This is a genomic window from Thiolapillus sp. (genome assembly GCF_048562965.1).
Taxonomy (GTDB): Bacteria; Pseudomonadota; Gammaproteobacteria; order Chromatiales; family Chromatiaceae; genus Thiolapillus; species Thiolapillus brandeum_A.
Genome location: NZ_JBHNMF010000528.1, coordinates 1 through 2192 on the forward strand (window position 1 = coordinate 1; position 2192 = coordinate 2192).

A 2192-nucleotide genomic window follows, 5' to 3' on the forward strand; every position below is an offset into this window, starting at 1 on the left:
CATACACAACCAAAAACCCAAGCCATTCATCTGGACAGCCAAGGCTAAGGATATCTTGGCTAAAGTTGTTCGTGCTAATCGCCGGTTAAGTTCCAAGCAAAATGCAACACTACACTAGTTATTAAACAAAACAGGGATGCTTCCTTTGAGGCTGCTTCTGGCTGTTTCCGATTGCTTCCGGCAATCCGGTCGAACCTTACAGATGTTCTTCACCTAAAAGGGTGAGTATTGTTGTTTGGTCGGAGTGAGAGGATTCGAACCTCCGGCTCCTGCCTCCCGAAGGCAGTGCTCTACCAGGCTGAGCTACACTCCGATTTGATCAGATCGAACGCTGTACCGAGAAATCGGCCAGTGCTGCGAGGGCGCTGTTATAGGCGGAAGCAGGCAGAATTTCCAGTGCCTTCTTCGCCAGTTCGGCTTCTTCCCTAGCACGGCGGGCAGTGTAAGCGATTGCGTCCGTGGATTCAATGGCAGTCATGACTTCATCCACCTTGTCAGCACCGCCATTTTCGATGGCGCCTCGAAGAAGCTGCTGCTGTTCTTTGCTACCGGTTTCGATGGCGCGGATCAGCGGCAGGGTGGGTTTTCCTTCTGCCAGGTCATCACCCAGGTTCTTGCCGATGTCTTCGTCCGAGGATCCGTAGTCCAGGGCATCGTCGATCATCTGGAAGGCCATGCCCAGGTGCAGGCCGTAGTCGGCCAGTGCCTGCTCTTCGCATTCGGGACGTTCTGCCACGATGGCGGCCAGCCGGGCGCCTGCTTCGAACAGGGTGGCGGTCTTGCGCGTGATCACTTCCCGGTACTGATCTTCCGTGGTATCCGGGTCGTTGCAGTTGAGTAGTTGAAGTACCTCGCCCTCGGCGATGCGGTTGGTGGCGTGGGAAAGTACGTCCATGACCCGCAGGTTCTGGATCTCCACCATCATTTCGAAGGACCGGGAATAGAGAAAGTCTCCTACCAGCACGCTGGCAGCATTGCCCCAGACGGCATTGGCTGTTTCGTTGCTGCGGCGCATATCGGAGCCGTCAACCACGTCATCGTGCAGCAATGTCGCAGTGTGGATGAATTCAATGATGGCCGCCAGGTTGATATGATGGCTGCCCTGATAACCGACGGCCAGTGCAGACAGTTGCACGATCATGGGGCGCAGGCGCTTGCCGCCACTGTTTACTATGTAGTGACCAATCTGATTGATGAGCACCACGTCTGACTGGAGCCTGTCCAGGATCAGCAGGTCGGTGGCCCGCATGTCGTCGGCAATGAGATCGCGAATGGCGGAAAGATCCATCGATAGTGTGGGCAGGTTGCTTTGAAACGGGAATACTGATGCTATAGGGAAACGCCGCTGCTGCCAAGGGTTTGGGCAAATCAATCATATCGGGTTTGACCTGGGCGGATAATCTGGGTAGAATCCCGCGTCTTTCCGCTGGCCTTTTGTATTGGGTTGGCCGTTTTAACCGTTTTTTTACCGGAGACATGCAGACATGTATGCCGTAATTCAGACCGGGGGTAAGCAGTATCGCGTTAGCGAAGGTATGACCCTGAAGGTTGAGAAAATCAATGCCGAAGAAGGGTCCAGCGTCGAGTTGGACAAAGTGCTCATGGTTGCCGATGGTGACAACGTACAGGTAGGTACGCCTTATCTGGACGGCAAGGTTACCGCCACCGTGAAATCACACGGCAAGGGCAAGAAGGTACATATCGTCAAGTTCAAGCGTCGCAAGCATCACCTGAAGCGTCAGGGACATCGCCAGCAGTTTACTGAACTCGAAATCACCGGTATCAACGCAGGCTGAGGAGAATAGAGCATGGCACATAAAAAAGCAGGTGGCAGTTCCAGAAACGGTCGCGATTCAGAATCCAAACGCCTCGGCGTCAAGATCTACGGCGGCCAGGCCATCAAGGCCGGCAGCATCATCATTCGTCAGCGTGGCACCAAGGTGCATCCTGGCGTCGGTGTTGGCTGTGGCCGTGATCACACGCTGTTCGCGCTGAACGACGGTGTTGTGAAATTCGAGAAGAAGGGGCCAAAGATGCGCCAGTTCGTGAGCGTGGTTTCCGCCTGATTGCTGTTTAGTTTAGCGTAGAAACCCACGTCCTTAGGACGTGGTCATGAGTGATAGGCTCAGCCTGTCACGACTGATACGGCCCATGTTACAACCCGAAACTGAGTTGTCCCCACAACTGAATTA

At 54.4% G+C, this 2192-nt stretch carries 3 protein-coding genes and 1 tRNA gene; 2 read left to right on the forward strand and 2 right to left on the reverse strand.

Annotation, left to right across the window (positions count from 1 at the left end):
- Positions 1–236 precede the first annotated feature (236 nt).
- A tRNA-Pro gene (locus tag ACOCD2_RS17260) sits at positions 237–313 on the reverse strand.
- A 6-nt stretch (positions 314–319) separates the two neighbouring features.
- Positions 320–1288, reverse strand: coding sequence for an octaprenyl diphosphate synthase (ispB, locus tag ACOCD2_RS17265; protein WP_293648968.1), 969 nt, complete (start codon positions 1286–1288; stop codon positions 320–322).
- Between the two features lie 196 nt (positions 1289–1484).
- On the opposite strand from ispB, the gene rplU reads away from it, so the two are divergent.
- Together rplU and rpmA are read left to right on the forward strand one after the other, a co-directional pair.
- Positions 1485–1796, forward strand: a complete 312-nt coding sequence (gene rplU / locus ACOCD2_RS17270) for a 50S ribosomal protein L21 (protein WP_293648965.1) — start codon at positions 1485–1487, stop codon at positions 1794–1796.
- 12 nt (positions 1797–1808) lie between these two features.
- Complete coding sequence (gene rpmA, locus ACOCD2_RS17275) at positions 1809–2066, forward strand: 50S ribosomal protein L27 (protein WP_293648962.1); 258 nt, start codon at positions 1809–1811, stop codon at positions 2064–2066.
- Positions 2067–2192: the final 126 nt, after the last annotated feature.